At 56.4% G+C, this 20,907-nt stretch carries 23 protein-coding genes, 1 tRNA gene and 1 pseudogene; 14 read left to right on the plus strand and 11 right to left on the minus strand.

Going from position 1 to position 20,907, the window contains the following annotated elements; translation table 11 throughout:
- Nucleotides 1-37 precede the first annotated feature (37 nt).
- Genes ACR0NN_RS10750 through ACR0NN_RS10760 form a run of 3 tightly spaced genes read left to right on the plus strand, consistent with a single transcriptional unit; the run spans nt 38 to nt 2,780 of the window.
- Nucleotides 38-901 (plus strand): ABC transporter permease, encoded by an 864-nt coding sequence (locus ACR0NN_RS10750; RefSeq protein ID WP_170722383.1) that lies wholly within the window; start codon nt 38-40, stop codon nt 899-901.
- Complete coding sequence (locus tag ACR0NN_RS10755) at nt 898-1,698, plus strand: ABC transporter permease (protein ID WP_170687137.1); 801 nt, start codon at nt 898-900, stop codon at nt 1,696-1,698. Before ACR0NN_RS10750 ends, ACR0NN_RS10755 begins: the two co-directional genes overlap by 4 nt.
- Nucleotides 1,695-2,780 carry an ABC transporter ATP-binding protein gene (locus ACR0NN_RS10760; RefSeq protein WP_170722382.1) on the plus strand — a complete coding sequence of 362 codons (1,086 nt, stop codon included), beginning with the start codon at nt 1,695-1,697 and terminating at the stop codon, nt 2,778-2,780. Before ACR0NN_RS10755 ends, ACR0NN_RS10760 begins: the two co-directional genes overlap by 4 nt.
- 494 nt (nt 2,781-3,274) lie before the next feature.
- Here ACR0NN_RS10760 and ACR0NN_RS10765 read toward each other — a convergent pair whose 3' ends face one another.
- Complete coding sequence (locus ACR0NN_RS10765) at nt 3,275-4,354, minus strand: L-dopachrome tautomerase-related protein (protein WP_170722380.1); 1,080 nt, start codon at nt 4,352-4,354, stop codon at nt 3,275-3,277.
- On the opposite strand from ACR0NN_RS10765, the gene ACR0NN_RS10770 reads away from it, so the two are divergent.
- Nucleotides 4,346-5,329, plus strand: coding sequence for a LysR family transcriptional regulator (locus tag ACR0NN_RS10770; protein WP_170722377.1), 984 nt, complete (start codon nt 4,346-4,348; stop codon nt 5,327-5,329). The genes ACR0NN_RS10765 and ACR0NN_RS10770 overlap by 9 nt on opposite strands.
- A gap of 566 nt (nt 5,330-5,895) precedes the next feature.
- Here the strand turns inward: ACR0NN_RS10770 and ACR0NN_RS10775 are convergent.
- The 5 genes and pseudogenes from ACR0NN_RS10775 to ACR0NN_RS10795 all read right to left on the minus strand — a co-directional run bounded on the left by ACR0NN_RS10775 (nt 5,896) and on the right by ACR0NN_RS10795 (nt 7,400).
- A complete protein-coding gene (locus tag ACR0NN_RS10775) occupies nt 5,896-6,048 on the minus strand; it encodes a hypothetical protein (protein WP_170722375.1) in 153 nt (50 codons plus the stop codon).
- Nucleotides 6,049-6,322: 274 nt separating this feature from the next.
- Nucleotides 6,323-6,580, minus strand: coding sequence for a hypothetical protein (locus tag ACR0NN_RS10780; RefSeq protein WP_170722372.1), 258 nt, complete (start codon nt 6,578-6,580; stop codon nt 6,323-6,325).
- A 51-nt stretch (nt 6,581-6,631) separates the two neighbouring features.
- Nucleotides 6,632-6,799 (minus strand): annotated as a pseudogene (locus ACR0NN_RS10785) (DUF6538 domain-containing protein); the annotation flags it as partial.
- A gap of 63 nt (nt 6,800-6,862) precedes the next feature.
- Nucleotides 6,863-6,938, minus strand: a tRNA-Ala gene (locus ACR0NN_RS10790).
- A 138-nt stretch (nt 6,939-7,076) separates the two neighbouring features.
- Nucleotides 7,077-7,400, minus strand: coding sequence for a TIGR02300 family protein (locus tag ACR0NN_RS10795; RefSeq protein WP_170722370.1), 324 nt, complete (start codon nt 7,398-7,400; stop codon nt 7,077-7,079).
- Between the two features lie 100 nt (nt 7,401-7,500).
- Here ACR0NN_RS10795 and ACR0NN_RS10800 point away from each other — a divergent pair, with 100 nt between their 5' ends.
- The 3 genes from ACR0NN_RS10800 to ACR0NN_RS10810 all read left to right on the plus strand — a co-directional run bounded on the left by ACR0NN_RS10800 (nt 7,501) and on the right by ACR0NN_RS10810 (nt 10,110).
- Entirely contained in the window at nt 7,501-8,190 is a 690-nt protein-coding gene (locus ACR0NN_RS10800; protein ID WP_480684647.1) for a M48 family metallopeptidase, read from the plus strand.
- Between the two features lie 30 nt (nt 8,191-8,220).
- Entirely contained in the window at nt 8,221-8,868 is a 648-nt protein-coding gene (locus tag ACR0NN_RS10805; protein WP_170722367.1) for a GntR family transcriptional regulator, read from the plus strand.
- Nucleotides 8,869-8,979: 111 nt separating this feature from the next.
- Nucleotides 8,980-10,110: a lytic murein transglycosylase gene (locus ACR0NN_RS10810; RefSeq protein WP_170722364.1), complete on the plus strand. Its 1,131-nt coding sequence runs from the start codon at nt 8,980-8,982 to the stop codon at nt 10,108-10,110.
- Nucleotides 10,111-10,114: 4 nt separating this feature from the next.
- Here the strand turns inward: ACR0NN_RS10810 and ACR0NN_RS10815 are convergent, their stop codons facing one another.
- Nucleotides 10,115-11,077, minus strand: a complete 963-nt coding sequence (locus ACR0NN_RS10815; RefSeq protein WP_170722363.1) for an acetyl-CoA carboxylase carboxyltransferase subunit alpha — start codon at nt 11,075-11,077, stop codon at nt 10,115-10,117.
- 121 nt (nt 11,078-11,198) lie between these two features.
- On the opposite strand from ACR0NN_RS10815, the gene ACR0NN_RS10820 reads away from it, so the two are divergent.
- Complete coding sequence (locus tag ACR0NN_RS10820) at nt 11,199-12,032, plus strand: AraC family transcriptional regulator (RefSeq protein WP_170722361.1); 834 nt, start codon at nt 11,199-11,201, stop codon at nt 12,030-12,032.
- Between the two features lies 1 nt (nt 12,033).
- On the opposite strand, the gene ACR0NN_RS10825 is transcribed toward ACR0NN_RS10820, so the two are convergent.
- Entirely contained in the window at nt 12,034-12,630 is a 597-nt protein-coding gene (locus ACR0NN_RS10825; protein WP_170722359.1) for a LysE family translocator, read from the minus strand.
- Between the two features lie 72 nt (nt 12,631-12,702).
- Here ACR0NN_RS10825 and ACR0NN_RS10830 point away from each other — a divergent pair, with 72 nt between their 5' ends.
- Complete coding sequence (locus ACR0NN_RS10830; protein WP_170722357.1) at nt 12,703-13,155, plus strand: Lrp/AsnC family transcriptional regulator; 453 nt, start codon at nt 12,703-12,705, stop codon at nt 13,153-13,155.
- Nucleotides 13,156-13,273: 118 nt separating this feature from the next.
- On the plus strand, nt 13,274-13,852 hold the full coding sequence (locus ACR0NN_RS10835) for a PA14 domain-containing protein (RefSeq protein WP_170685178.1): 579 nt from the start codon (nt 13,274-13,276) through the stop codon (nt 13,850-13,852).
- Nucleotides 13,853-13,892: 40 nt separating this feature from the next.
- Here the strand turns inward: ACR0NN_RS10835 and ACR0NN_RS10840 are convergent, their stop codons facing one another.
- Nucleotides 13,893-14,855: an L-malyl-CoA/beta-methylmalyl-CoA lyase gene (locus ACR0NN_RS10840; protein WP_170722355.1), complete on the minus strand. Its 963-nt coding sequence runs from the start codon at nt 14,853-14,855 to the stop codon at nt 13,893-13,895.
- Between the two features lie 296 nt (nt 14,856-15,151).
- Here ACR0NN_RS10840 and dgcN point away from each other — a divergent pair, with 296 nt between their 5' ends.
- The 3 genes from dgcN to ACR0NN_RS10855 all read left to right on the plus strand — a co-directional run bounded on the left by dgcN (nt 15,152) and on the right by ACR0NN_RS10855 (nt 18,057).
- Nucleotides 15,152-16,153: an N-acetyltransferase DgcN gene (gene dgcN, locus ACR0NN_RS10845; protein ID WP_170722354.1), complete on the plus strand. Its 1,002-nt coding sequence runs from the start codon at nt 15,152-15,154 to the stop codon at nt 16,151-16,153.
- Between the two features lie 67 nt (nt 16,154-16,220).
- On the plus strand, nt 16,221-17,186 hold the full coding sequence (gene dgcA / locus ACR0NN_RS10850; protein ID WP_170722353.1) for an N-acetyl-D-Glu racemase DgcA: 966 nt from the start codon (nt 16,221-16,223) through the stop codon (nt 17,184-17,186).
- Nucleotides 17,187-17,196: 10 nt separating this feature from the next.
- Nucleotides 17,197-18,057, plus strand: a complete 861-nt coding sequence (locus ACR0NN_RS10855) for a D-amino-acid transaminase (protein ID WP_170722352.1) — start codon at nt 17,197-17,199, stop codon at nt 18,055-18,057.
- Between the two features lie 45 nt (nt 18,058-18,102).
- Here ACR0NN_RS10855 and ACR0NN_RS10860 read toward each other — a convergent pair whose 3' ends face one another.
- Both ACR0NN_RS10860 and ACR0NN_RS10865 read right to left on the minus strand, forming a co-directional pair.
- Nucleotides 18,103-18,417, minus strand: coding sequence for a DUF1244 domain-containing protein (locus ACR0NN_RS10860; RefSeq protein WP_170722351.1), 315 nt, complete (start codon nt 18,415-18,417; stop codon nt 18,103-18,105).
- 66 nt (nt 18,418-18,483) lie between these two features.
- Nucleotides 18,484-19,221 carry an N-formylglutamate amidohydrolase gene (locus ACR0NN_RS10865; RefSeq protein ID WP_480684652.1) on the minus strand — a complete coding sequence of 246 codons (738 nt, stop codon included), beginning with the start codon at nt 19,219-19,221 and terminating at the stop codon, nt 18,484-18,486.
- Between the two features lie 118 nt (nt 19,222-19,339).
- Between ACR0NN_RS10865 and pyk the strand changes: the two genes are divergently transcribed.
- Nucleotides 19,340-20,785 carry a pyruvate kinase gene (pyk, locus tag ACR0NN_RS10870; protein ID WP_170722349.1) on the plus strand — a complete coding sequence of 482 codons (1,446 nt, stop codon included), beginning with the start codon at nt 19,340-19,342 and terminating at the stop codon, nt 20,783-20,785.
- Nucleotides 20,786-20,907 lie beyond the last annotated feature (122 nt).

The raw sequence follows: 20,907 nt of genomic DNA on the forward strand, positions 1-20,907 counted from the left end.
ACGGTCGCCCGTTTCACCACCAAGACGCGAAAGACAGATGTCCTCCATTCCAGAACGCCGTCCGAACCTCTATGCGCTGACCTGGCGCTTGCCGATCATCATCTGGCAGTTGGTCTTTTTTGTCGGCCCGGTCCTGTTCATGGTCGCCATGTCGTTCTTCCTGGTGAAGAACTACCGCATGACCGAGGCGTTCGAGTTCGTGAACTGGTCGCGGATGCTGACGCGGGGGTTCTTTTGGGACAGCTATTGGTACACAGTATTCATCGCAGCCGTTTCGACGGTTTGCGCAATGTGCATTGCCTTTCCTGCCGCCTTTGCACTGGCCTTCCGGGCCTCGGACAGTATGCGTCGCTGGGCGATCTTCCTGCTGATCATACCGTTTTTCACTAGCTATCTGGTGCGGACCTTTTCCTGGTTCGTGATCCTCTCTGAAAACGGGGTGGTCAATGCGGCCTTGGGGTATGTAGGTCTTGGTCCCTACACCATGCTGAACACCAATTTCGGCACGTTGGTGGGGTATATGACTTTGACGCTGCCGCTGGTCGTGATCCTGCAAACAGTGACGATGGCAAATATTGACAAGACCTTGATCGAGGCCGCCCGAAACCTTGGATGTTCCGCGCTGCGCACGATCTGGCAAGTGATCATTCCGCTATCAAAGACCGGTCTAATCATCGCTGCGATCTTCTGTTTCATTCTGTCATTCGGTGATTTTGTGGCACCCTTCTATCTGGGCGGATCGCAAGAGCCGACACTGCCGATCCTGATCCTTGATACCACCAAATCCGGTCAGCAATGGCCTCGCGCCGCCGTTGTCGCAATCATGATGATGGTCACCCTGTTTGCCATCGCCTTCACCGGAATTGCTTTGGCTTACCGCAAAGGAAGGGGCGCGAAATGAAGCAGAGCCGCCCCCTGAATTTCGTTTTGGGCCTCTATGTCGTCCTGATTTTCATGTTCGTTTTTGCCCCGATCATCTTCAGCATGATCTTTTCCTTCAACTCGCAACGATTCCCGACAATCCCGTTGGGAGAGTTCTCGACCGAGTGGTATCAGAAAGTCCTTGCTGACCCCGACATCTGGAAGGCGGCGCGCAACAGCCTGATCGTGTCCTGCTCGACAGCGCTGATCGCCACGTTTCTCGGCTTCTGCACGGCCTATTCCGACTTTCGCTATAACTTCCGATTCAAAGGGCCTTATCTTGCGCTGATTTTGCTGCCCCCGACGATCCCGCTTATAATCATGGCGCTGGCAATGCTGGCGTGGTTGTCCAAGATCGGAATGTCCGGGCAGCTTTATTCCATCATCATCGCGCACAGCGTTCTGACGGCGCCGTTTGCAATGGCCGTGATCCGATTGCGTCTGAACCAGATGGACCCCGATCTTGAATCCGCCGCATGGAATTTGGGCGGATCGGAATGGCAGACCATGCGCCATGTGATCATCCCTTTTTGCAAGCCCGCGATCTTTTCCAGCCTGTTTTTGACCGCAGCCGTGTCGTTCGACGAATTTGCCGTTTCGTGGTTCGTCTCAGGCCTGAACAGCACGCTGCCGGTGGTGGTCCTTGAAATTGTGCAAGGCAATATCGACCCGCAGGTCAACGCCATCGGAACCTTCGTGTTCCTCACCTCAATGACACTGGTTGTGTTGGCCCAACTTTTCTTTGCCAGCCGCCAAATCAAGAGCATCCAATCATGACAAAACCGCTGGTTGTCTTTGACAAAGTACAAAAGCACTTCGGGGACTTTGTTGCCGTAAAAGAGCTGGATTTCGAAATCCGTGAGGGTGAGTTTCTTGCGATCATGGGCCCCTCAGGCTGCGGCAAGACCACAACGCTGCGCATGCTGGCCGGTCTTGAGGCGCCAAGCTCAGGCGAAATCCGGCTGAACGATCGCGTTATGAACGACATCGCCCCGCATGAACGCGACACGCCCCTGGTGTGGCAATCGTTAGCTCTGTTTCCCTTTTTGACAGCCCGCGAAAACGTCGAATTCGGTCTAAAAATGCGCGGCGTCGACAAGGCGGAACGCAAGGAACGCGCAATCAAGTGGCTCGACAAATTGGGCATCCTTGAATTTGAGAACCGCGATATCTCCACCCTGTCCGGCGGCCAAAAACAACGCGTCGCACTGGCGCGGTCGCTGGTGATGGAACCGCAAATCCTGCTGCTCGATGAACCCCTTTCGGCATTGGACGCACATCTGGTCATCCGCATGCAGGCGGTCCTGACGGACCTTCAGCGCGAGTTGGGGATTACCTTTGTTTATGTGACCCATTCCCATTCCGAAGCCTTCGCGATGGCCGACCGTGTCATCATCATGGGCAAGGGCGAGATCAGCCAGATCGGGACACCCAAGGAGATTTACCGGGCGCCCGCCAACCAGTTCGTTGCCGAATTCGTAGGGCGCAACAATATCCTCGCAGGCAAGGTCAAGTCTGTGGACGGCGACGCTGCCTGCATCGCGACACCTTCTGGTGAATTCACCGTGCCTACAAATGAGGTGCAACTTCTACAGGGGCATAACGCCAGCTTTGTGATCTCCGCTGATCTCGTGCACATTGCGATAGAGGAACCCTCCGGTAGCAATAAGGCCCAATGCAAGCTGATCTCCGAAGAATTCGTCGGCTCCATGGTTACATTGTTCCTCGAGGATGCGCACGGCCATGAATTCAAGGTCCAGATGCAAGAGCGAGAGCTGTCAAAATTTGATTTGCACAGCGGCGACGAAATCTGGTTGTCGTGGGACACACGGAGCGCCCACGTTCTAAATGAATATTGATATGTTATTCCGAATTCCGATCCCTTGGCCCACGGGCGTAAACTGTACCTTTAGGATCACCTTCGAATTGGTTGCGGGCAGCCTCGTTTATTTTGCCGAGCCCAAAAACTGAACGTCTCGAGCTAAACTGGTCCACTCGTATCTGTAACTGAGCTCATGGCTTCCCAAGTGCTGCTGTTGATGGCTTACTTGATGACTACGGTAATTATGCGGACTGGTTGCGTGAAGCCTTGATAGACAAAGGTATGATGCCCTGAATCTCGGGTTGGCACGCACGCGATAAGCCTACCCAGCACGACAAACGCGGCTACAAACGGCGAATTAGAATTGTATTCATGTTTGGCGGCACGAAGCACCAGCCCTGCGTCGCCGAGCGCTATGTCAGGTGCCCGAAGGTCATTCCATCAGCAATCACGCTTGCAGGTAACTGTGGGCCCTGTTGCTGCATGGTCGCGTCGTATTCGACGGTAAAATCCAAACGATAGAGCATTTGACTACCTCCCGCTAACGGTGGTTCCGAGCGCCGGGAACCGCACGATTCGGTAGGTGCCAATCGAGGCGTCTTCGCCACCATTCAGAACTGGCGAGCGGTGAAGCTCGTTTATCGTTGCGTAAACAAAACCGTCGACACCCATCGAAAATCCATCGGGCCAGGGAAGGTCGTCGTCAGATTGGTAGAGCACTTCATAAGTGCCATCCGGCTTTGTCACACCGATGGCATTGTCCGTCATGGCGGTAATGTAGACGTTGCCGGCGGCGTCTACGGTAGAGCCGTCGGAGGTAACCTTATCGCCATAGCGATCGACCCTGGCGGCCAGCGCTTCGTCATCCAGAGATTCGTCACGCAGATCGCGAGTTCTGACGCGGTACATCGAGGTCGACGTCATCGGCGCAAAGTAAACCCAGGTGTTGGTCGGGTCGACCGTGATCGGGTTGATGCCGATCTTGGCAGGATTGCTGCCCAGTTTAATCTCGCGCCCGTCGATGATCATGGGCGTGTCTTCTGGGACAGTAAACTGACTGCCTTCGAGCACACGGCGGACGCGACCCGTATCCATATCGACCACGATGATCGCAGAATTCACGCCATCGCCGGTGTCCGAGATGTAGATTGCGCCGTGTTCGCGGTCAACGGCGAGGTCGTTGAGGAAGGACGTCACACGCGCAGCCGGTTGGCCAATGTAGTAGATTGCGTGCAGTTCTTCGCGGTTGGTGTCCCAGCCCACCACGCGACCGGTCTGACCTTCGCCCTGACCGTCAAGCATCCAAAGAATACCTTCGCGGTCTGCGCGCAGACCGAGGACGCCGCGAAGACCGTCACCATCCTCTTGCGGGGCGCGGGCCCAGGTTTCGCTGGGGTACGATTTTGTGCTTCCATCGGGCATGACCTCGACCACGCGCAACTCAGGGCCGTAGAATTCGTGGACCGACATGAACATGCGTCCATCAGGGCCGATGGCAAGATTGCCCGGCGGCATATCCTTTGGGAATTCAAGATAGGTTTCAAGCCCTTCAGCTGCGACTGAACCTGCCAACATTGCGATTGCGCTGACGGCATATGTTAAGTGCTTCATGATGTCTGTCCTCCACTTCAGTTCTCAGACGGGATAGACAATCGAATAATTTTGATTAATACGCTCATTTCAGAAACCAGCGTTAGAATTATTCGAATGTACTCGATTGATGATCTCAGGACGTTTGTCGCCATTGCAGAGGCGAACGGTGTCACCGCCGGGGCGCGGCGCGTCGGTATTTCTGCAGCGACGGCCAGCCATCGGCTGAACAAACTGGAAGCGGCGCTTGGGTTAACGCTGTTTCATCGCAACAGCCGGATGATGCGGCTCACGGATGAGGGTCGTATTTTCTTTGAAAGAACCGAAGCTATCCTATCCGACCTAGCGCAGGCAGAGCGGGATGCAGGCAGCCGGGTGACGCAGTTGAAGGGGCAATTGCGCGTGACGATGTCCCCGTGGATCCTGTCGCGGTATATTCTGCCAAAATTGCCGGATTTTCAACGTGATCATCCAGAGCTGACTTTTGACTTTCTCGCGGTGGACCGGTTTGTTTCGCTCTCAGCGGAAGGACAGGATTGCGCGGTTCGGGTTGGAGAGCTTTCTGACAGCGCACTGGTGGCTCGTAAATTGAGCGACAACGAACGGATTATTTGTGCTTCGCCGGAATTTCTTTCCAGAAATGGTGAACCGAAGGACGCACAAACCGCACAATACTTGCCGTGGGTAAGTTTACCGTGGCAGACGCGGATCGCCTTTGCGGATGCAAAAGGCAAGAGAATGGACACGACCATTCGGTCGAGCGTTCTGGTCTCCAACTCAGATACATTGACTGAGGCGGTGACCCGTGGGCTTGGCTTGGCAATCAAATCTCGCTTGGCGGTACAAAACGAGCTAGACGAAGGGCGTTTGATCGAAGTGGCCAAGGACTCTCTCTGGAAGCCTGCGGCGCCGATTTGGTTCGTCTTCCCACCCGAAGCGCGATCAGCTTCAAAGGTCGATGTGTTTAGTACGTTCGTTTCAGATTGCTTTGCGTAGATCGGCTCAATTCAGATCCAAATAGAGACGGTTCGTGCACTTGCGTGCGCTGATTGATTTTGCAGCCAGAAAGATGGCTCAGCCCAAGCGAAAAAGAGGGGCGGCAATGAGTTCGTTGTTGAATGTAACTCGCACCAAAACCCCAGTTATTCGCACCAAAGCGGGATCTTTCATTCTTCAGCCAGTTTAGATGATACCAAATAAGCGATAGGTACTGCGGCTTGCGGGCCTAGAGAAATTTGCTCCTTCGGGCGAAATCTCAAGTGCGGAACTGGTCACTACAGAAATTGCTATATCAGGCAGGTTCACTGGTTGTCCGATCAAAACCCTGCAACCGTAGGGTTTGCAGGGGTAAATCTTAGGGATGTAGTAGGTTCATATGTTATGCACCTTCATCCGCATAGGCACGCCAAATCTCCGCCCTGACCAATGATGAGAAGTACTTGCTGCGCAATCAGTAACCTTAGGATTGCGATTAAGGGGGGGCGTGGTGATCGATCGCACACTTTGCCAGAAAACATCGATTGAGCCACAAAGCGGAAGGAACACGCGAATTATAGGAAGAGCTATGGATAATTGCTGATCCTAGGAATGTCTTCGTGGGCTATAGCCTCACGCAGTGTCAGCCCTTGCGTCGCAGCAGCTTTCGACCTGTTGGCTGGCAATGACAGAATAGCGTTCTTGAGTTTTGCCGCTTCCTGTTTGCCGATTTGGTTCATGCCGCAATCTGCACCAAACCATTCAACTGCAATCGCCAATCCAGTCCGTCGTTTCTAATCTGTTCCGGGTGTCCAGTTCGCGATCTTTGCTTGCTCGGTGAAGTAGGCTTCCACAGCTTGAGAAAGCGTGGGGCCGTTGTGCTGCGGTTGCGGCGCTGTATCGCGTGCCTCAGTAGTTACCTCTGGGGCCAGAAATCGTATTTCTCAAATGTCTTGTCGTGTTCCAGCAGGGCCTTGATTAGTGCCAATTGAGTCTTCTTGATTTCACCTAAGATCAAAAAGGCGTCTTCTTGTGTCTTCGGTTGCCTGACCCCGGTGCCGTTGTATACTTATCTAGTTCTGAGCGGGCATATTCTCTGCCAAGCATGTCCCAATAATCTTCATTAGCCGCCTTATGAAGACGGATGGTGTCAGCGATGCGTTCTTTCTCTAGTTCGGTGTAGGGGCCGAGTTCGTCTCTACGTGCCTTTGCCTTCTTTAGTAATCTCTTGAAATGCCCGTGCACCTTTGCGCGTAGTTCGCCGTAGTTCATGCCCGATTGTTCTATGTGCTTTGTTATTGTGTCGCCGCACACTGCAAGATGCCGTGCCAGAGTACCAGCCTCTTTAGGGCATCTTGTGCGCAACGACACACGAAGGGTCCTACGTTTAGTGTTTGGTCTAGTGCAGAGTTTTCGTGTCGTGTCGGGTAGTGGCCAACGGAAGTAATATATGCCGTGTCTGGACAGCGAGAGATACGCATGCAGCTTCATTTTGTGTCACACCTGTGTGTCACACTGCCCTAATGCTTGCTATCTAGTTGTATTGTTAGGTTTTGGTGGAGCCTAGGGGAGTCGAACCCCTGACCTCTTGCATGCCATGCAAGCGCTCTCCCAACTGAGCTAAGGCCCCATGCAGGTACCGCCGCAGCGGTGGACGGACGTTTATGAGACGCCGCGTGCGAGTGCAAGTCCAAAAATCGGAATCGGCGAAAAAGTTCGGACTTGCCGGCAAAGCAAGGTGAGGCGACCGTAGCCGCCTCGGAACCCTTTAGTTTTCGTCTTCCGACGACATGTCTTTGATATCGTCCAGTGAAACGTTGTCGCCTTCGTCATCATCGTCCAGCAGATCATCGTCCAGCTCGACATCGACGTTGTCATCATCATCAAGAACGATATCTTCGTCCGATGTGGCCTCGCGTGCTTTGACCGATGCGGCGTCTTCGGCGTCAGCGGCAATCATCCGGCTTTTGCCGGTATCCAATTCCACGATCTCGCCGGTATAGGGGCTGACGATCGGGTCCTTGTTCAGGTCATAAAACCGTTTGCCAGTTGTCGGGCAAACACGCTTTACGCCCCATTCTTCCTTGGGCATATCAAATCCCCTTGATATCAGGTGAATCTCATCAATGATTCAGGTCACCTGCCACATGCGGCAGGCACTGTCAAAGCCTTTGCGCAAAGGAGTACGGCCCATGGGGCGACATGCACTGCCTGGAACGCCCCCGGTGCCGTTGACATTGCGAAAATCGGCGCGGGCGCGACGGATCAGTTTGCGGATTTCTCAATTGGATGGACGGGTTACGTTAACATATCCGAATGGGGTGGCCGAGACCGAAGCCTTAGATTTCGCGCATCAGAAGGCTGAGTGGATACGCGGGCACCTGCAGGACCGGCCGAGTCTTGAGCCGGTTGGCACAGGGCAGGTCATTCCGATTGAAGGAACCGGGCGGCGAATCGTTTCGGTATCGGGTCGGCGCGTAATGCTGCGCGGCGATGAGATCGGTGTGCCTGCTGGCGCCGAAGCGCGGAGGTTGGCCCGGTTTCTAAAGGAACTTGCACGTGACCGGCTAACAGGCGCGTGCGATGATTACGCCGCTATGCTGGGCCGTCCATATAGCAGCCTTACCCTGCGCGACACGCGCTCGCGCTGGGGATCGTGCACATCTGCGGGTGGGCTGATGTTCTCATGGCGGCTGATTCTGGCCCCGCCGGAGATCCTGCACTATGTCGCGGCGCATGAAGTGGCGCATCTGGCCGAAATGAATCACTCACCCGCCTTCTGGGCACAGGTCGAGCGTATCTTTGGCCCGTATAAGGAACCCCGCCGCTGGCTGCGCGAAAACGGGGCCGAGCTGCATCGCTATCGTTTTGACACTGCTTGACGTGGTTGGAATTTGTGATCACATAAACTGATGTTGACCACACGCCCTGCCGAGTCCCAGACCGCCACCCATGATCGCGTTTACCGCGCGCTCAGGTCGCGCATCATGCATGGAGAAATCGCGCCGGGACGGGCCCTGACCCTGCGCGGTATCGGCAAGGAATTTGGTGTTTCGATGACCCCTGCTCGTGAAGCAGTACGAAGGCTTGCGGCAGAAGGGGCGCTGTTTCTCTCCACGTCGGGTCGTGTGTCGACACCGGAACTTACCCGCGATCGGATCGAAGAGCTGGCGGCGTTGCGCGCCTTGCTTGAGGTCGAGCTGGCCAGCCGCGCCCTGCCGCGTGCACACATGGCGCTGATCGATCGGTTACAAAGCATCAATATGGCGGTGGCTGAGATGGTCACGAAGCGTGATGCAGTAGGTTACATCCGCGCGAACTTGGAGTTTCATCGTACACTGTACCTACGTGCGCAGGCCCCGGCGATGCTTGCCATGGCCGAGACCGTGTGGCTGCAATTGGGCCCCACGATGCGCGCGCTTTATGGCCGGTTAAGGCGTACCGAGCCGCCGCACTACCACCGCCTGATCATCGCGGCGCTCAAGGCCGGGGATGAGCCCGGGCTGCGCCTTGCGGTCCGTTCGGATGTGACCCAAGGTTTGCGCCTGCTTGTGACCTAAGCGGCTTGTTGCCCATCTCTCTGTTCCGATGAACTAGGGCATTGCTCTGCTGGCCTGATCGAGCGGGCTGCGCTATCGTGATGGCAAATCACAACAAGAGCAGATTTCACAATGATCAATCGAAGAACATTTTCTATTGGGCTTGGGTCGACCCTGTTGGCGGCCTGCTCAACGGGCGGCGTGCCCAATAGTGCCCCCGCGTCGCGCATGCGTCCTGTTCCGAATGCCGGGTGGGATAACTGGGTGGCCAGTTTCAGAAGCCGTGCGGCCTCTCAGGGCATCTCAGAATCCACCCTAAATCGCGCCTTTCAAGGGGCGGGGTATCTTCCTGACGTGATAGAACGTGATCGCAATCAGGTAGAATTCAAGCGCTCGCTCGAGGACTATCTGGCCATTGCCGCCTCGGACGAGCGGATCAGCACTGGAAAACAGATGCTTGTGCGGCACGCAGGAACCTTGTCGCAGATTGAAGCTCAATATGGGGTAGACAAAGAGGTCGTCGTGGCCGTTTGGGGCCTGGAAAGTCGCTATGGTGCACGGCGCGGAGATGTGCCGGTGATTTCGGCGACGTCTACACTGGCATATGACGGACGGCGTGGTGCGTTCTTTGAAAAGCAACTGGTGGCGGCACTGAAGATCATCCAAGAGGGCGATACGTCCCCGGCCAATATGACCGGCAGCTGGGCTGGGGCGATGGGGCATACGCAGTTCATTCCGACCTCTTATCTGGCATATGCCGTTGATTTCACCGGTGATGGACGCCGCGATATCTGGTCCGAGGATCCTGCGGATTCGCTGGCCTCGACTGCCGCCTACTTGTTGCGCGCCGGTTGGGTGCGCGGACAGCCCTGGGGGGGTGAGGTTGGTTCGGTTTCGGGCACGCCGGTGGCAGTGCTGCAGCCGCAGACACCAGGTCCGCGTATTGCCGTATTCCGCAATTTTCAGGTTATCAAGCGCTACAACAATTCCGACAGCTACGCGATTGGTGTCGGTCACCTGTCAGACCGGATCGCGGGCGGCGCGCCGTTCCAGGCGTCATTCGGGCCGGACGCCACCGGATTAACACTTGAGGATCGCAAAGAGCTGCAGCGCCGTCTGACATCGGCGGGCCATGACACGCAGGGCGCGGATGGTGTGATCGGCAAGAATACCGAGGCCGCTATCAGCGCCTATCAGCGTGCCAACGGGCTGTCCGTTACAGGGCAACCCTCGGTGGCGTTGTTGCGGCAGTTGGGTGGTTGACGGGTTAGGCCGCCAGCCCTTTTGTACCGATATCCAGGAACTTTTGGCGGCGGTCTTTGATCAGGGCCGCCGCATCTTTTCCGTCAAGCTCATCAAGCATCGCAGCAATCGCAGACCGCACGGCCTCGACTGCGGCAGCGCGATCGCGATGGGCGCCGCCCTTGGGCTCGGTAATGATCCGGTCACACACGCCTAGTTTGTAAAGGTCCTGTGCCGTCAAGCGCAGCGCCTCAGCAGCTTCGCGCATTTTCTCGGCATCTTTCCACAGGATTGAGGCACAGCCTTCGGGCGAGATCACCGAGTAGACCGAATGTTCCAACATCGCGACGCGGTTCGCGGTTGCAAAGGCGACCGCGCCGCCCGAGCCACCTTCGCCGATGATCACTGATACCAGCGGCACGCCAATCTTCAGGCACATCTCGGTCGAGCGCGCGATGGCCTCAGACTGTCCGCGTTCTTCGGCACCTTTGCCCGGGTAGGCCCCGGCTGTATCGATCAGGGTGATCACCGGCAGGCCAAAGCGCCCTGCCATCTCCATCAATCGCACGGCCTTGCGGTACCCTTCGGGGCGGGCCATGCCGAAATTACGCTCGATCCGTGATTTGGTGTCGCTGCCTTTTTCGTGACCGATCACCATGACTGGCTGATCATTGAACCGGGCCAGACCGCCAATCACCGCCAGATCGTCGGCAAAGTTCCGGTCACCGGCCAAGGGCGTAAACTCGGTAAACAGCGCATCCACGTAGTCGTTGCAGTGCGGACGTTCGGGGTGCCGCGCCACCTGACATTTCCGCCAGGGAGTAAGGTCGGCATAAAGCTCGTCCAGCAGCTTGGCGGCCTTGGCATCCAGCGCGGCAGCCTCTTCGGTCACATCCATTTCTTCATTGGCGCGGGCCAGCGCGCGCAGCTCTTCAGCTTTGCCTTCGATCTCGGCCAGCGGTTTTTCGAAATCCAGATACTGGGTCATGACGCCTCTCAACGCGGAAGTTCCCTGCTATATGACTAATGCTTGTCCCGGATGCAACTCAGCAAGATTTGTGGTCGCGCAATATGCGAGCACGGATGGGCAGAGAAAAGGAAGGATGCCGATGGCCGCCAGCTATGAAGATCGCGTGTTGCGCGTGTTGGCCTACATTCATGACAACCCCGCCGGAGACCTGTCTCTGGATGCTTTGGCGGATGTCGCGGCGATGTCGCGATTTCACTGGCACCGCGTGTTTCGCGCGATTACCGGCGAGACCTGCGCGCAAGCCACCCGCCGGATACGGTTGCACCGCGCTGCCTGCTGGTTGGTACAATCGGACAAACCGGTTGCGCGCATTGCGACGGACATCGGGTATCCGAACCTAAAATCCTTTGCGCGGGCCTTTTCCGAGGCCTATGGCGGCAGCCCCGCCGCGTTTCGCAAAGCAGGGCAGATTCTGCCAGCTCATCCAAAGTTCAAAACCGGAGGATATCCCATGCATCCCATTACAACCCGCACCGAACCATCCCGCCGTGTCGTGGCGCTGTCGCACAAAGGGGCCTACGCCGAGATTGGCCGCAGCTTTGAGGCCTTTGGCGCTCTATGCGAATCCCGGAAACTTTGGCCGCAGGTCGGCCCGATGATCGGGCTTTATTACGATAGCCCCGAGGATGTGCCCGAGGCTGAACTGCGCAGCTTTGCCGGAGCGCAATTCTGCGGCAAAGATTCCCCAGAAGGGATGGAGGACCTAAACATTCCGGGCGGAAAAACTGCGGTTCTGACCTACAAAGGCCCGTATTCAGGTATTCAAGGCGCCTACCAGACTTTGTTCGGCAACTGGCTGCCCGATTCGGGCGAAGAGCCTGCAGACCAACCCTGCTACGAGATTTATCTCAACGATCCGCGTGAAACCGCGCCCGAAAATCTGCTGACCGAAATCTGTCTACCTTTGAAGTGATCTAGTTGGGCCAAAGTACCGGATAGAGTGAGGCCACAAGCAGCGCGGCCATGGTCCAATTGAAAACAAGTAAACGGCGCGGGTTCGTCAGGACTCGCGCCATTTGCTGTCCAAGCACAGTCCACGTGCTGACCGAGGGCAGATTGATGGCCCCAAACACCAGCGCAATGATTAAAATGGCATTGAGCGTTTGTTCAGGCGCATAGGCTGCAGTTGCAGTCAGCGCCATAGCCCATGCCTTTGGGTTGACCCATTGAAACGCCACCGCCTGAAAGAACGTCATCGGGGTGCCTGCCACATCCTCGCCTTCCACTGGCGCGGCATGGGCGATTTTCCAGGCCAGATACAGCAGATATAGCACCGACAGGATCTTCAGTACGGTATAGCTGATTGGGAATTGATCGAAGATTTGCACAAGGCCTGCCCCGACCAAAAGCACCATAAAGGTAAAGCCTAATCCGATCCCCAGCATATGCGGAATAGTGCGGCGAAACCCGAAATTCGCACCTGAAGCCATGAGCATCAGATTATTGGGCCCCGGCGTGATTGATGAGACAAATGCAAATGTGATCAGAGCCATCAGGATATCGTAAGTCATGGCCGCACTTTCTCGGGGATTGCGACAAATGAAATTGCGTATTTGTGCGCGTATAAGCTACTCTCGCAATAAATGACGAAGATTGACCCAATAAATCACCATATATTGCGCGAGCTTTCCCGGGACGGCCGCATCAGCAATCTCGATCTGGCAGAACGCGTAGGCCTTTCACCCTCGGCCTGCCTCCGACGGGTGCAAGAGCTTGAGCGCGCAGGTGTCATATCGGGCTATCGTGTGGTGTTGAATCCAACAGCGCTGGGCGTGGGGTTTGTGGCTTATATCGGCGTGGGTTTGGGCGAGCACACCAAAGCGGCACAGGAAGGGTTCGAAAGGGCCTTGCAGCAAGCACCCGAAGTGGTCGAGTGCCACAACATTACTGGCACAATCGAATACCTGCTGCGGGTCGAGTGTGCGGATCTTCCTTCCTACAAGACCTTCCATACCGAGGTGCTGGGGACCTTGCCGCATGTGACATCGATTACCTCTTATGTCGTGATGGGATCGCCAAAGGATATGCGGGCGTAACCTCTGAAATGTGATTTTTAACCATCTTGCGAGGTGAAAGTTCAGGGCCTAGTGTCATTTCAACAGGATCGTCGGCCGGGATCAATCCCGAAGCAGGCGCAGATTCAGGGAGAAGACCATGACATTTTTCCGCACCGGAGCATTAGTGGCCGCTATGGCAATACTTGCCGGCGCGGCTTCAGCCGCACCTTTGAAACTACAGCCTGCGAGCCCTCAACCCAGCCCAAAGGCTGGATTGAATGTAAAATACAGTTGGGAAGGTAATCCACCTCGCAAGATTCAGAATCTTTCGAAGGTTAACCATCTGTTGAAGAAGGCAAAGCCGGGCCAGCCTCTAAGGGGTTTGGACTACAGAGATACCAACGAAGGAGATCCGGTTCTGACCTACAATCAGGCGTTCAATGTTGCGGCTGAAATCAGCGGTTACATCCGTTTTGACTCGCCCGGAGTTTACGAGCTTGAAACCTGGTCGAATGATGGGATCGATGCCTGGGTTGGTGGACAACAGATCGGCTATGTCAACGGTCGTCAGGGCTGCGAAGCCAACCAGCGCACCGAAGTTGAGGTGCCGCGGGCCGGGTGGTACCCAATCAAAATCAAGTACTTTCAGAAATACGGCACCTCGTGCCTGATGATGAAATCAGGAAAGAAGGGTGAGCGTTTCACCTGGACACCGAACAACGTGTTCGGTCGCTGATCGGACCAGAAAGGGCGCTCAGTTGAGCGCCCTTCGCAATTTAGCTACCCGCCGCGATCAATTCTGCCTGTGCCACAATGACTTCGGCCTGTTTGATCGAGGCGATATCGACCAAACGCCCTTTGTAGACAGTCGCGCCTTCGCCATTGGCTTTGGCCTGTTCCATGGCAGCCAGAATCTCGCGCGCTTCGGACACTGCTTCATCCGACGGGGTGAAAACCTGATTGGCCAGTGCGATTTGTTTGGGGTGGATGGCCCATTTGCCGACCATGCCGAGTGTAGCCGAGCGTTTGGCCTGCGCGATATAGCCTTCGTCATCCGAAAAATCGCCAAACGGGCCGTCCACAGGCAGCACGCCATGGGTGCGGCAGGCGGCTACGATAGCGGCCTGTGCCCAGTGCCAGGGATCGGACCAATGCTTTTCGCCCTCGCGCAGCATGTAGTAGTTTTCCTGCGTGCCGCCGATGCCGGTTGTCTGCATGCCCATCGAGGCCGCAAAATCCGCGGCACCAAGGCTCATGGCTTGCAGGCGCGGGGAAGAGGCTGCGATTTCTTCAACATGCGCCAAGCCTGCGGCGGATTCGATGATCACTTCGAAAGAAATGGGTTTGGTTCGACCCTTGGCGCGCTCAATCGCAGTGACCAGAGCGTCGACGGCATAGACATCCGCCGCGCAGCCAACCTTGGGGATCATGATCTGATCCAGACGATCGCCTGCTTGCTCCAGAACATCAACCACGTCGCGATACCAATAGGGCGTGTCCAACCCGTTGATCCGGACAGACATGTATTTGTTGCCCCAATCGACCGTATTCAGCGCTTCGATCACATTGGCGCGGGCCGCGTCTTTGTCAGACGGGGCCACCGAGTCTTCCAGATCCAGATTTATGACATCTGCAGCCGACGCAGCCATCTTGGGAAACAGCTTGGTGTTCGAGCCCGGGCCAAACAATTGGCAGCGATTGGGGCGCGCCGGAGCGGCGGGTTGAATGCGGAAACTCATCGGGGCCTCGTTCGAGTAATGAAGTTGCGTTCTTTCGTGAAAATTGGATATTAAATTGCGCTGCGTTGCGCAAGTGTGATTGTGCAGGCGCGGCAATGCGGGCGCAGCAAGGACTGGAACTGCCGCTAACTGGCAGTGCTTAAAGTTTGATCAGTTTGAAAACTTCGAATAATTTTGCAAGCCTACGTGAAAATACGCAAATTCGTCCCGCTGCACGGCGGGTTGCAAGAAGAATTCGAGAAACCCTCGTCAAAACGGTTATCTAGCTTATGCCAGAATCAAAGGAGTGCACCGCAATGATCGAGACACCGTACCTGCTGTTTTTGGGCGATGCGCCCGACTTGTTGGCGGCCAAAGTGGCAATTGGCATCCGGGACTGGCGTCCCGAGAATGCTGTGGGCCAAATCAGGCTAGAAGGGTGCAAGACCGATTTGGGTTTGACGGAAATGACGCTGGCCGAAGGAAAGGCCGCCGGTGCCAAGACGCTTGTGATCGGCGTTGCAAACCGTGGTGGCGTCATCAGCGAAGCCTGGAAAGAGGTCCTGATTGAAGCGCTGGAAATGGGCTACGATCTGGCATCAGGGCTGCACAATCTGCTGCGCGATGAAGGTGATCTGGTCGCGGCGGCGCAGACCCACGGGTGCACCTTGCATGATGTCCGGGTGCCGACCGTAGGGTATCCGATTGCAAACGGTAAAAAACGCACAGGCAAACGGTGCCTGGCTGTTGGAACCGACTGCTCGGCTGGTAAAATGTATACCGCAATGTCGATGGACGCTGAGATGCGCAATCGCGGCATGAAATCTACGTTCCGTGCGACTGGCCAGACCGGCATTTTGGTCACCGGTCAGGGCGTGCCGTTGGATGCCGTCATTGCGGACTTCATGGCTGGATCCGTGGAATATCTGACACCGGACAATGATCCGGATCATTGGGATCACATCGAAGGCCAGGGCTCCTTGTTCCACGTATCTTATTCGGGCGTGACCATGGCGCTAATCCATGGCGGGCAGCCCGATGCGCTGATCCTGTGTCACGAACCGACCCGCACCCATATGCGTGGCTTGCCCGAGTATTCGCTTCCAACGCTAGAGCAACTGCGCGATACAGCGCTGCCGCTGGCGCGTGTTGCAAACCCGGAATGTCAGGTGGCGGGCGTGTCGATCAATACCCAGCATCTGGGTGAAAACGAAGCGAAGGAATACATCGCCAAGGTCGAGGCTGAAATGGGCATCCCGGCAACCGATCCCTATCGGTTTGGAGCTGGAAAACTGGTGGATGCGCTGGCGGCACTGTGATCTAAGCACGTTGCCGATGGCTACGCGCGATCGGCGACAAAACCGCTTTATATGAAAGGTGAAACGCGTGCAGATTGAAGTTTCCCGCGATGTGTTTCGGCTGGCGCAGGTATTCACCATCTCGCGTGGCTCGCGGACCGAGGCCAAGGTTCTGACGGTCCGACTCTCGGACGGCGTGCATCACGGCTGGGGCGAATGCGTGCCCTATGCTCGTTACAATGAGACGTTGGAGTCAGTCGAGGCCGAGATTGCCGGGCTGCCTGAGACCTTCACGCGACAGTCCCTGATGGACCTGCTGCCCGCAGGTGCCGCGCGGAACGCGGTTGATTGTGCGTTGTGGGACCTTGAAGCCAAACGCGCAGGCAAGCGCGCATGGGAATTGGCCGGGCTTTCGGCTCTGGGGCCGGAGATCACCGCCTACACGCTGTCTTTGGCCACGCCCGAAGCCATGCAGGCGCAGGCCGCCGAGAACGCCTTTCGCCCATTGCTGAAGATCAAACTGGGTACGCCGGATGATATGCCCCGGCTCGAAGCGGTGCGGGCGGGCGCGCCGAATTCGAAGATCATCATTGATGCCAATGAAGGCTGGTCCGCTGAGGTTTATGCCGATCTTGCGCCGCATCTGGTGCGTCTGGGCGTGGCATTGGTGGAACAGCCTCTGCCTGCGGGCGATGACGACGCGCTGATCGGTATGGAGCGGCCCGTGCCCGTCTGTGCCGACGAATCCTGCCATGACCGGGCCAGCCTGCCCAATCTCAAGGGCAAATATGATGTGATCAACATCAAGGTCGACAAAACCGGTGGCCTGACCGAGGCACTGGCCTTGCGCGAGGCCGCGCTGGCCGAAGGCTATCAGATTATGGTCGGCTGCATGGTCGGAAGCTCACTGGCGATGGCACCCGCGACTCTGGTGGCGCAGGGCGCGATGGTGACCGACCTTGACGGCCCGCTGCTATTGGCCGAAGACCGCGACACACCACTTATTTTTGACGATGCCGGAGTACACCCGCCCAAAGCGGCGCTCTGGGGCTGAGGAGAAGAACATGACCCGCACCGTTTATGTGAATGGCGAATACCTGCCCGAGACCGAGGCCAAAGTTTCCATCTTTGACCGGGGCTTCTTGTTTGCAGATGCCGTTTACGAAGTCACCAGTGTGCTGGACGGCAAGTTGATCGATTTTGAAGGTCACGCAGTACGTTTGAAACGGTCGCTGGATGAGCTTGAGATGGCCGAGCCCTGCACCAATGACGAGTTGTTGGACATCCACCGCAAACTGGTCGAGCTGAATGGCATCGACGAAGGCCTGGTATATCTGCAGGTCAGTCGTGGGTCAGATGGAGATCGGGATTTCGTCTTCCCGCCTGCCGATACAAAGCCCAGTCTTGTGCTCTTTACCCAGAACAAACCTGGCCTCGCTGACAGCCTGGCGGCGCAGAAGGGTGCCAAGATCATTTCGATCGAAGATATCCGTTGGGGCCGCCGCGATATCAAAACCGTTCAGCTGTTGTACCCCTCGATGGGTAAAATGATGGCCAAGAAAGCGGGTTGCGATGACGCGTGGCTGGTTGAAGATGGCTATGTGACCGAAGGCACCAGCAACAACGCCTATTTCGTCAAAGACGGCAAGATCGTCACCCGGCCTTTGTCCAATGACATTCTGCACGGCATCACCCGCAAAGCGGTTCTGCGCATGGCGGCCGAGGCACAGATGGAAATCGAAGAGCGCTTGTTTACCATCGACGAAGCAAAAGAGGCCGATGAGGCCTTTACCACGTCTGCCAGCGCGTTCGTGATGCCCGTGGTTGAGATCGATGGTGCGGCATTGGGCGACGGGACTCCAGGTCCAATTGCCAAGCGCTTGCGCGAAATTTATCTGGATGAAAGCCGCAAAGCAGCGATTTAAATCAAAGGCCCGCCAATCCGGCGGGCCTTTTTTGTATCCGGCGTGTCACCCCTTTTTAGTGACATTCTCTTCAAACGCGACCTTGAATGCGGCCCGCTTTTCGGCGCTGGCATCGGTTTGATAATTGGCCTTCCACTCATCCATGGTCATGCCATAGAAGATTTCGCGCGCCTCTTCCTTGCCCATTTCGATGCCTTTGTCGTTGGCTGCTTCCTGATACCAGCGCGACAGGCAATTGCGGCAGAAACCGGCCAGATTCATCATGTCGATGTTCTGAACATCGGTGCGATCCTGCATCAGGTGTTGTTGCAACCGGCGAAAGGCGGCTGCCTGAAGTTCGATTTCGGTTTGCTTGTCCATGTTTGGCTCCGGATGGGTGGCGGGTTTACTCTGAGGTAACAACCTGTCGTCCTTGTTTCAACTCGCCTACAGGTCGCTGTTTTCCAATGCATCTTGCAGGATGACAGCCAAACGTTCCGCCCATGCGCGTTGACCGTCATGATCGGCGATCAGGTCATTGCGCAGTTCAATCAACGCATTGGGACGACCAAAGGCTGTACAATGCTTGTCGATCGCATCGCCGGGCAGGACACCGGTATAGGGTTCGTTGACTCCCACGCACAGATCACCCTCGGCCTTCAGACGGTTGATCAGCGGGCGCGAGAATCGCTCGTCCGGGGTGTGCAAGACACCGACATGCCAGGGCCGAGGGTCGCGGCCTCGTAATTGACGTGTAAATGAATGCATCGAGATGATGACAGCATGGGGCAGAGCCGCAAGCTGCGCCAAAGCGTTGTGATAGGGGCGATAGCACATGTTCAGACGCCGCTCCCGCTCAGCCGCATCGGCGTTGCGATTGCCCGGGATGATCGAGCCATCATAGAGTTTCATCAGCAGGGTCGGATCATCCTCGCCCCGGTTCGGGTCAATTACTAGGCGCGAGAAATTGGCCGCAATAACAGGCGCGTTCAGAACCTCACCCAGATGTTTGGACACCTCGTAGGCCCCAACATCATAGGCGATGTGACGCTCCATATCTTCGCGGGGCAAACCAAGGTCTCCGCAGTGGACATCGGGCGGGACCATGTTGGTGGCATGGTCGCAAGTTATCAGCCAGCGCGATGGGCGATCTGCGCCGTGAACAAAAAACGGAGAGTATGTCATGAGCCTGTCATCTTGTTTGTCGCAGGTGTAGGACAGTTGCGTTGGAAAGGGAATTGCGCAATAAGCAGCCCAAGCAATGTTTGCGGTAACATTCGTGCGTTTAAGGAGAGCCTGATCAATGCGACGCCTGAGAAATGTAAAGATCGTGGCGACGCTGGGGCCGTCGTCCAACGACTATGATACGATCCGTGCGCTGCACGAGGCTGGGGCAGATGTGTTTCGCCTGAATATGAGCCATGGTAGCCACGACGAAATTCGTGAGCGGCATCGCATCATTCGGCAGGTCGAAAAGGATCTGGACAGCCCGATCGCCATTCTGGCTGATCTTCAGGGGCCAAAGCTGCGCGTGGGCGTATTTGCGAATGACGCCGAAGAACTGGAAGAAGGCGCAGCCTTCCGTCTGGATCTTGATCCCGCAGCTGGGGATATCAGCCGGGTTTGTCTGCCGCATCCCGAGATTTTTGCCGCGCTAGAGCCGGGTGCGCGTTTGCTGGTCAATGACGGCAAGATCCGTCTGGTCGTTAAGGATTGCGGTCAGGATTTTGCACACTGCACTGTTGAGGTCGGCGGGACCATCTCGAACCGCAAAGGCGTAAACGTTCCAGATGTGGTCCTGCCTTTGGCGGCGCTGTCGGCCAAAGACCGCGACGATTTGGAATTCGTCTGCCAACTGGGTGTGGACTGGCTGGCGCTGAGCTTCGTGCAGCGCGCCAAGGACGTGTTCGAGGCGCGGGCCCTTGCGGATGGGCGTGCGTCGATCCTTTCCAAGATTGAAAAGCCCGCCGCTGTTGAGGCGTTTGACGATATCCTTGATGCCTCGGACGGGATCATGGTCGCACGTGGCGATCTGGGTGTTGAGCTTCCGGTGTCTGCGGTTCCCCCGATCCAGAAACGTCTGGTGCGTAAATGCCGTTCGGCGGCAAAGCCGGTCATTGTTGCAACGCAGATGCTGGAAAGCATGATCGAAAGCCCGATGCCCACGCGGGCCGAGGTGTCGGATGTGGCCACCGCCATTTATGAAGGCACCGATGCGATCATGCTCAGTGCGGAATCTGCTGCCGGTTCCTATCCGATCGAAGCGGTTCAGACGATGAACAAGGTTGCCATCGAGGTCGAGGCCGACCCAACCTATCATCAGATCATTGCTGCATCGCGCACGGCCAAGGGTACAACCGTTGCGGATGGCATCGTCGCCGCCGCGCGCGAGATTGCAGAGAAGACCGAGGTCAAAGCGATCTGCTGCTTCACTCAAAGTGGCACAACTGCATTGCTTACTGCGCGCGAACGTCCCGGCGTACCGATCATCGCGATGACACCTGCAACGGGCACGGCTCGTAGGCTATGCCTGACCTGGGGTTGCCATTGCGTACTAACGCCCGAGCAAGAACGTTTCAAAGGGGCAGTTGTAAGTGCAGCGCGTGCGGCTCGATCCGGTGGATTTGCATCCGAGACGGATCAGATCGTGGTCACCGCCGGGGTGCCTTTCAATGTCCCGGGAACCACCAACATCTTGCGGATCGCGCCCTGCGACGAACGGCTGATCTATAACACTGATCCGGGCTAAGCCCGGGTCATTCCGTTAAATTTCAGTTTGACACTCGAGGATTTGCCTAAAATTTGGGCAAATAAAGCCATTTATTTTCAATGAGATATGCTTTTGTCGGTTGTATCCGACAATAAACTCTC

The sequence above is a fragment of the Ruegeria sp. BA2 genome, from assembly GCF_056539605.1.